Origin of the sequence: Streptomyces sp. SID14436 (assembly GCF_010548465.1) — a bacterium.
Classification (GTDB): domain Bacteria; phylum Actinomycetota; class Actinomycetes; order Streptomycetales; family Streptomycetaceae; genus Streptomyces.
The window spans coordinates 1-7,315 of sequence record NZ_JAAGMD010000508.1 but is presented as its reverse complement, the minus strand read 5'-3'; the positions used below and the strand labels follow the sequence as shown (position 1 = coordinate 7,315).

Annotated in this window: 6 protein-coding genes and 1 pseudogene; 3 read left to right on the top strand and 4 right to left on the bottom strand. The window is 74.5% G+C overall.

All coding sequences use genetic code 11. The annotated features are described in order from the left end of the window. Together G3I53_RS17525 and G3I53_RS17520 are read left to right on the top strand one after the other, a co-directional pair. On the top strand, positions 1-724 hold a 724-nt coding region (locus tag G3I53_RS17525; RefSeq protein WP_164438529.1), incomplete at its 5' end, for a fibronectin type III domain-containing protein. Positions 725-902: 178 nt separating this feature from the next. Continuing rightward, a complete protein-coding gene (locus G3I53_RS17520) occupies positions 903-1,439 on the top strand; it encodes a hypothetical protein (protein ID WP_164338532.1) in 537 nt (178 codons plus the stop codon). Positions 1,440-1,585: 146 nt separating this feature from the next. Here the strand turns inward: G3I53_RS17520 and G3I53_RS17515 are convergent, their stop codons facing one another. The 3 genes from G3I53_RS17515 to G3I53_RS17505 form a co-directional block, all read right to left on the bottom strand. After that, the gene (locus G3I53_RS17515; protein WP_164338531.1) at positions 1,586-2,188 is read right to left on the bottom strand and encodes a PadR family transcriptional regulator; all 603 of its coding nucleotides are present in this window, start codon (positions 2,186-2,188) and stop codon (positions 1,586-1,588) included. A gap of 86 nt (positions 2,189-2,274) precedes the next feature. Then, complete coding sequence (locus G3I53_RS17510; RefSeq protein ID WP_164338530.1) at positions 2,275-4,290, bottom strand: NADPH-dependent 2,4-dienoyl-CoA reductase; 2,016 nt, start codon at positions 4,288-4,290, stop codon at positions 2,275-2,277. Between the two features lie 129 nt (positions 4,291-4,419). Then, on the bottom strand, positions 4,420-4,791 hold the full coding sequence (locus tag G3I53_RS17505; RefSeq protein WP_164338529.1) for a hypothetical protein: 372 nt from the start codon (positions 4,789-4,791) through the stop codon (positions 4,420-4,422). 300 nt (positions 4,792-5,091) lie between these two features. On the opposite strand from G3I53_RS17505, the gene G3I53_RS17500 reads away from it, so the two are divergent. Continuing rightward, entirely contained in the window at positions 5,092-7,170 is a 2,079-nt protein-coding gene (locus G3I53_RS17500; RefSeq protein ID WP_164338528.1) for a SpoIIE family protein phosphatase, read from the top strand. Positions 7,171-7,225: 55 nt separating this feature from the next. On the opposite strand, the pseudogene G3I53_RS33960 reads toward G3I53_RS17500, so the two are convergent. Beyond that, positions 7,226-7,315, bottom strand: a pseudogene (locus G3I53_RS33960) (putative protein N(5)-glutamine methyltransferase); the annotation flags it as partial.

Genomic DNA, 7,315 nt, shown 5'->3' with positions numbered 1-7,315 from the left:
CGTCACCGGGCTGCGCCCCGCCACCTCCTACGTGTTCACCGTGCGGGCGCGGGACACGGACGGGCGGCTGGGCCCGCCCAGCCGGGAGGTGCGGGCGAGGACGCCGCGCGCCGCTCCGCAGGACCGCACGGCTCCCGCCCGGCCCGGCCGGCCGGAGGGCAGGGCGGCGGGCCCCACGGCGGTCCAGCTGTCGTGGCCGGCCGCCACGGACGGCCGGGACGTGGTCTCCTACGACATCCACCAGGCCGGCACGAAGATCCACAGCGTCGGCGGCCGCCAGACCGCCACGGTGCTCACCGGGCTGCGGCCGGGCACCCGTTACGTGTTCACGGTCCGGGCCCGCGACGCGGCCGGCAACGTCTCCCCCGCGAGTTCCGCCGTCCGGATCACCACGCCCGGCTCGGCGGAGAAGGCGGCCGGCACCGCGCCCACCCGGTTCACGGCCCGGGTGCGCCGCGCCGACGGGGCGTACCACCTCGACCTGAGCTGGGTCCCGCCGGACGTGGACGGCGTGGTGACCGAGTACCAGGTCCACCTGGACGGCCGGGCGGCCACCTCGCTGGTCTTCGGCGGCGACGCCCCGCGCGGCCGGGCCACGTACTCCTTCTACGTGGGCACGGAGGCGGGCGTCACCCACCGGGTGCGGATCCGGCCGATGCTCCCGGACGGCACCTGGGGCGCCTTCTCGGCGGAGCGCACGGTGACCACCGGCACCGGGAACTGACCCCGCCGGACGCCCCCGTGACGGACCGCGCGACGCCGTGTCACCTGCCCGGCGGCGGCCGGGGTGCGGGGTGCGTCCGGTGCGCATTGGCTGGCCCTGTGTGGCAGCACGGGACGTTCCCCACCCTCGGCGGCGCAAGGGATGTACCGCCAACCGTGCCGCCGGAAGGCAGTCCACGATGCGCTACTCCATGTCCCTGTTCCGCTCCGCCCCGACCGCGGCAGCCGCCGCCGCGCTCACCCTCGCGCTGGCCGCCCCGGCCGCCGCCGATTCCGGCATCTCGGTGAGCACCACCGGCTCCACCGTCTCGGTCACCACGTCCGCGTGCACCCAGATCAACGGCAACTGGGGCGCGGCCTCGCTGCTCAACAGCAGCCAGACCAGCTTCGCCCAGGGCCGTCAGGTGGCCCTGTCGGGCAACGCCTCGACGCAGTCCGCCGCCTGGTCGAACGTCACGCCCGGCACCTACACGGTGATCGTGATGTGCTCCAACGGCAGCACCGCGGGCACCCAGTCCGTCATCGTCTCGCCCGCGCCCAGCCCGAGCAGGGTGACCCCCTCGGCCTCTCCGTCGCGCGGTGTCATGGGCGGGGTCGGCGGCGGTTCGACGGACTACGGCACGGTGACCCTGGTCGCCGGTGGCGCGCTGGTCGGTACCGGTCTCCTCGGCACCGCCTGGTTCCTGCGCCGCCGCAGCCGGCCGCACCGCCTCTGAGCCGGCGCCGGCCGCCTCCACGTCCGACGCGCTCCGGTCCGGCGGCCGGCGTCGATGTCCCCACCCTCGCACGGGGGTTGCCGGGTCCCCGCGGTCCTGCCGCGGGGACCCGTCCCGTTGCGGCAGCGGTCCGGCCCCCGGGTGGCTCATCCCGTGTGCGGTCCGCCGGAGTCCGGCCGGTCCGTGTCCCGAGGCGCCGGCCGGTCCTCCGGGTCCGGCAGCCCGGCGAGCTCGGTGAGCGCGTGTTCGAGCCAGCCGGTCCAGAACGTCTCCAGGTCGATGCCCGCGCGGAGCACCAGGTGCCGCAGGCGGTCCTCCGGATCGTCCCGGCCGGGCGGGAAGTCCCGCCGCTGGATCTCCTGGTACTCCGCCAACTGCCGCCGGTGCAGCTCCAGATGGCGCCGCAGGTCGTCCTCGATGCCCGCCGTGCCGACCACGGCGGCCGCCCGCAGGCGCAGCAGCATGGCGTCCCGGTGCGGCTTGGGGTCCTGGGACGCGGCGGTCCAGCGGGCCAGTTCCGCGCGTCCCGCGGGCAGGACCTCGTAGGACTTCTTCTGCCCGCGGGCCGGCTGCTGCGCCGGCAGGGCCCGGATGAAGCCCTCGCCCTCCAGCCGGCCCAGCTCGCGATAGATCTGCTGATGCGTCGCGGACCAGAAGTAGCCGATCGACTTGTCGAACCGGCGCGTCAGCTCCAGCCCCGACGACGGCTTCTCGAGCAGGGCGGTGAGGATCGCGTGCGGGAGTGACATGGGCTCATCCTAGGGACGGGGGCCCGACGGCCGGTGGTGCGGACCGTGCCGGCTCCCCCGGGCCCCGGCACGGTCCGCACCCGTTCCTAGAGGGAGGCGGCGAGTTCGGTGCCCTGCTTGATGGCGCGCTTGGCGTCCAGTTCGGCGGCCACGTCGGCGCCGCCGATGAGGTGGACCGGGCGCCCGGCGGCGACCAGCTCCTCGTGCAGGTCCCGGCGCGGCTCCTGGCCGGTGCACAGGACCACGGTGTCGACCTCCAGGACACTGCTCTCGCCGTCGACGGTGACGTGCAGTCCGGCGTCGTCGATCCGGTCGTAGACCACTCCGGGGACCATGGTGACGCCGCGGTGCCGCAGTTCGGTGCGGTGGATCCAGCCGGTGGTCTTGCCGAGGCCAGCACCGACCTTGGTGGTCTTGCGCTGGAGCAGGTGCACGGTGCGCGGCGTCGCGGGCCGGTCGGGCGTGCCGAGGCCGCCGGGGCCGGTGTAGTCGAGGTCGACGCCCCAGTGCCGGAAGTAGGTCCCGGGGTCCTCGTGGGCCTTCTCCCCGCTGTCGGTGAGGTAGGCGGCGACGTCGAAGCCGATGCCGCCCGCGCCGAGGACGGCGACCCGGTCGCCGACGGGGGCGCCGTCCCTGAGGACGTCGAGGTAGCCGAGGACGCGGGGGTGGTCGACGCCGGGGATGTCGGGGACGCGCGGCACGACACCGGTGGCGACGACGACCTCGTCGTGTCCGGCGACGTCGTCGGCGGTGACCCAGGTGTCGAGGCGGACGTCGACGGCCAGTTCCGCGAGCCGGGTGCGGAAGTAGCGCAGGGTCTCGTCGAACTCCTGCTTGCCGGGGACCTTGCGGGCCACGTTGAGCTGCCCGCCGATCTCGCTCGCGGCGTCGAACAGGGTGACGTCGTGGCCGCGTTCGGCGGCGCTGACCGCGCAGGCGAGGCCGGCCGGGCCGGCGCCGACGACCGCGACGCGCTTGCGGCGCCGGGTCGGCGAGAGCACCAGCTCCGTCTCGTGGCAGGCCCTCGGGTTGACCAGGCAGGAGGTGATCTGCCCGCTGAAGGTGTGGTCGAGGCAGGCCTGGTTGCAGCCGATGCAGGTGTTGATCGCCTCGGGCCTGCCCTCGGCGGCCTTGGCGACGAAGTCGGGGTCGGCGAGCATCGGCCGGGCCATCGACACCATGTCGGCGTGGCCCTCGGCCAGCAACTGCTCGGCGAGTTCGGGGGTGTTGATGCGGTTGGTGGTGACGAGGGGGACGGACACCTCGCCCATCAGCCGCTTGGTGACCCAGGTGTAGGCGCCGCGGGGCACGGAGGTGGCGATGGTGGGGATGCGCGCCTCGTGCCAGCCGATGCCGGTGTTGATGATGGTGGCCCCGGCCTCCTCGACGGCCCTGGCCAGGGTGATCACCTCGTCCAGGGTGGAGCCGCCGGGGACCAGGTCGAGCATGGAGAGCCGGTAGATGACGATGAAGTCCTCGCCGACCGCCTCCCGCACCCGGCGGACGATCTCGACCGGGAAGCGCATCCGGTTCTCGTAGGAGCCGCCCCAGCGGTCGGTGCGGTGGTTGGTCTGCCGGGCGATGAACTCGTTGATCAGGTAGCCCTCGGAGCCCATGATCTCGACGCCGTCGTAGCCGGCCTGCCGGGCGAGGCGGGCGGCGCGCGCGTAGTCGTCGATGGTGCGCTCGACGTCGGCGTCGCTCAGCTCGCGCGGCGGGTAGGGGCTGATCGGCGCCTGGAGGGGGCTCGGGGCGACGAGGTCCCGGTGGTAGGCGTAGCGGCCGAAGTGCAGGATCTGCAGCGCGATGCGGCCGCCCGCCTCGTGCACGGCGTCGGTGACGACCCGGTGCTGCTCGGCCTCGGCGTCGGTGGTGATGCGGGCGCCGCCCTCGTAGGGGCGCCCCTCGTCGTTGGGCGCGATGCCGCCGGTGACGATGAGGCCGACCCCGCCGCGCGCGCGGGCCGCGTAGAACTCGGCCATGCGGGCGAAGCCGCCCTCGGCCTCCTCCAGGCCCACGTGCATGGAGCCCATGAGGACCCGGTTGGGCAGGGTGGTGAAGCCCAGGTCGAGGGGGGTCAGCAGGTGTGGGTAACGGCTCATCGGGCCCTCCGTGCGCGGTGTGGTGCCTCTGTTGTAGAGGACGCGCGGCACCTTGTGCAACTAGTTGCATAAAGGTGACGGAGGGCACAGCGGACCCCCGGGGGCCGCCCCCCGGGGGTCCGGTGCGCGTCAGCGGCTCTCGAGACGCACGTGCAGTTCCCTCTCCTGGTCGCCCGAGACCGTGGTCAGGTCGTGCACGGTGAACAGGTCGCCCAGCGTGCTGCGGAACCGGTCGATGGCCCAGTAGCCGCCGTGCACGTCGGCGTCCACGGACGACGACAGCCTGACCGGCGCGGCTTTGCCCTCGTGCGGGTCGGCGACGTCGAACGTCCCGAGCCACACCGTGGGCCGGGTCTCGTGGAACTCCTCGGGGACGTCCTCGGCGCACCGGTCCGACGTGAAGCACGCGCACAGCGTGTCGAACACGATCCGGGCGTCGTGCTTGCTGCATCCGCTGATCTCGACCGAGACGGACTCCGGGTGCGGTCGCTCACTGCTCATCGGGATCGCTCCTCTCGTGACCCCCGCCGTGCCCCGCCCCTCCCCCAGCAAAGCACCGGCCCCGCCCGGGCACTACCCGCAGGTCGCGAGAGCCGCGTACGACTGACGGAACGAGGGCGTCGCGGGTACCCGCAACCCGGTACGCGCATGCGCCTCGCGCCGGGGTGACCGCCGCACCGGAAAGGGAGAAGCTGGAACCGGGACGGCAGGAGCGGCGAAAAATCGCCCCCGCGCGCGGTAGAACAAGGGAAGCCGGTGCCGCGCGGAGGTGCCGGCCCGAGCGGCGAAGGCGGGCGTGGGATGAGTGCAGCCGGGGCACCCCTGGCCGGGGACGGCGGCCCGGAGCGCGGGCCGGTGCGTCCCAGCGGGCTGCTCGACGTGCTGGGCGTGGCCTCGGTGGTGCTGGACGCCGAGGGACGCGTGGTCCTGTGGAGCCCCCAGGCCGAGGAACTGTTCGGGTACACCGTCCAGGAGGCGCTGGGCCAGTACGCCGCCCGGATCATGGTGCACGAGAAGCACCTGGACCTGGTCGTCGAGCTGTTCGCCGACGTGATGCGCACCGGGCGGAGCTGGGCCGGGGCGTTCCCCATCCGGCGCAAGGACGGCGGCACCCGGCTCGTGGAGTTCCGCAACATGCGGCTGCTGGACGACCAGGGGGAGGTCTTCGCCCTCGGTCTCGCGGTCGACCAGTCGACGGTCCGGCGGATGGAACAGGACGTCGCGCTGTCCACCCGGATCGTGGCCCAGTCCCCCATCGGGCTGGCCGTGCTGGACACCCGGCTGCGCTACGCCTCCGTCAACCCCGCGCTGGAGCAGATCAACGGCATCCCGGCCGCGGAACACCTGGGCCGCACGGTGCGGGAGGTGCTGCCGCAGCTGGACGCCGACGCCATCGAGAACGCCGCCCGCCGGGTGCTGGACACCGGGCAGCCGATCGTCGACCGGTCCGCCGTCGGCCGCACGCCGGCCGATCCGGACGAGGACCACGCCTGGACGGTCTCGCTGTACCGGCTGGAGAACGCGCTCGGCACGGTGCTGGGCGTGGCCGTGTCCGTGGTCGACGTCACCGAGCAGTACCGGGCGAGCGTCGAGGCCGAGGCCGCCCGGCGCCGGCTCGCCCTCATCGCCGACGCGTCCGCCCGCATCGGCACCACCCTGGACCTGGACCGCACGGCGCGCGAGCTGGCCGCCGTGGCGGTACCGGAACTCGCCGACGTGGCCGCGGTGGACCTGCTGGACGCGGTGGTCCGGGGCCGTCGCAGCACCCTGAGTCCGGGCGAGCCCGCGGTCATCCGGGCGCTCGCCGTCCAGGGCGACAAGGTCCCGGAGGCGCTGCGGGCGGCCGACCCGCCCGGCGGACTGGCCCGCTACGCGCCGGACCGGCTGGTCACGGAGTGCGTGCGCACCGCCCGGCCGGTCATGGTGCCGGTGGTCAAGGAGGACGACCTGCCCCGCATCGCCCGCTCCCCGGAGGCCGCCGAACTGCTGGGCCGGGCGGGCGTGCACTCGTACCTCGCGGTGCCGCTGATCGCGCGCGGCGAGGTGCTGGGCGCGCTGGACCTCAAGCGCAGCCGCAATCCGCTGCCGTTCGACGACGACGACCTGCTGCTGGCCCGGGAACTGGCGTCCCGGGCGGCCGTGCAGATCGACAACGCCCGCTGGTACCAGAACGCCCGCGCCACCGCGCTCACCCTCCAGCGCAGCCTGCTGCCCAGCCTCCCGCCCCGCACCGGAGGGCTGGAGCTCGCCTCCCGCTACCAGCCGGCGGGCGCCACCAGCGAGGTGGGCGGCGACTGGTTCGACGTGATCCCGCTGGCCGGCGACCGCACCGCCCTGGTGGTCGGGGACGTGATGGGCAGCGGCATCCCCGCCGCCGCCACCATGGGCCGGCTGCGCACCGCGACCAACACCCTGGCCTCCCTCAACCTCGACCCGGCGGTGCTGCTGGACCACCTGGACCGCATCTCGGGCGACCTCGACCAGGCCATCGCCACGTGCGTGTACGCCGTCCACGACCCCGCGCGGCGGCAGTGCGTGATCGCCAACGCCGGGCACCTGCCGCCGGTGCGGGTCCGCTCCGGGTGCGTGCCGGAGCTGCTCGACCTGCCGACGGGGGTGCCGCTCGGGGTGGGCGGGGTGGCCTTCTCCGCCACCGTCGTCGACCTGGAGCCGGGCGACCGGCTGGTGTTCTACACCGACGGTCTGGTGGAGACCCGGCGGCACCCGCTGGACGAGCGGCTGGACCGGCTCCTCACCCTGCTCGACTGCCCCGACCGGCCCCTGGAGGAGCTCTGCGACCTGCTCCTGCGCACGCTGCACGAGCCCGACAACTTCGACGACGTGGCCCTGCTCATCGCCCGGGCGACGACCCCCGGGTGAGCGCGCCCGCCGGGGAGCCGTGGGCCGGGCGGCCCGGGCAAGGCGGCCGGGGCGCGACCCCGACCACCACGTGCGCGTCCTCCTCCTCGGACACCGCCGACCGGGTCCGCAGGCCGGCCGCGGTGAAGGCGCGGACCGCCGCGGG

What these genes read in the sequence shown, in the direction of transcription:
- G3I53_RS17505 (WP_164338529.1), bottom strand. Translation starts at nt 4,791, where the DNA reads ATGAGCAGTGAGCGACCGCACCCGGAGTCCGTCTCGGTCGAGATCAGC.
- G3I53_RS17515 (WP_164338531.1), bottom strand. Translation starts at nt 2,188, where the DNA reads ATGTCACTCCCGCACGCGATCCTCACCGCCCTGCTCGAGAAGCCGTCG.
- G3I53_RS17520 (WP_164338532.1), top strand. Translation starts at nt 903, where the DNA reads ATGCGCTACTCCATGTCCCTGTTCCGCTCCGCCCCGACCGCGGCAGCC.
- G3I53_RS17500 (WP_164338528.1), top strand. Translation starts at nt 5,092, where the DNA reads ATGAGTGCAGCCGGGGCACCCCTGGCCGGGGACGGCGGCCCGGAGCGC.
- G3I53_RS17510 (WP_164338530.1), bottom strand. Translation starts at nt 4,290, where the DNA reads ATGAGCCGTTACCCACACCTGCTGACCCCCCTCGACCTGGGCTTCACC.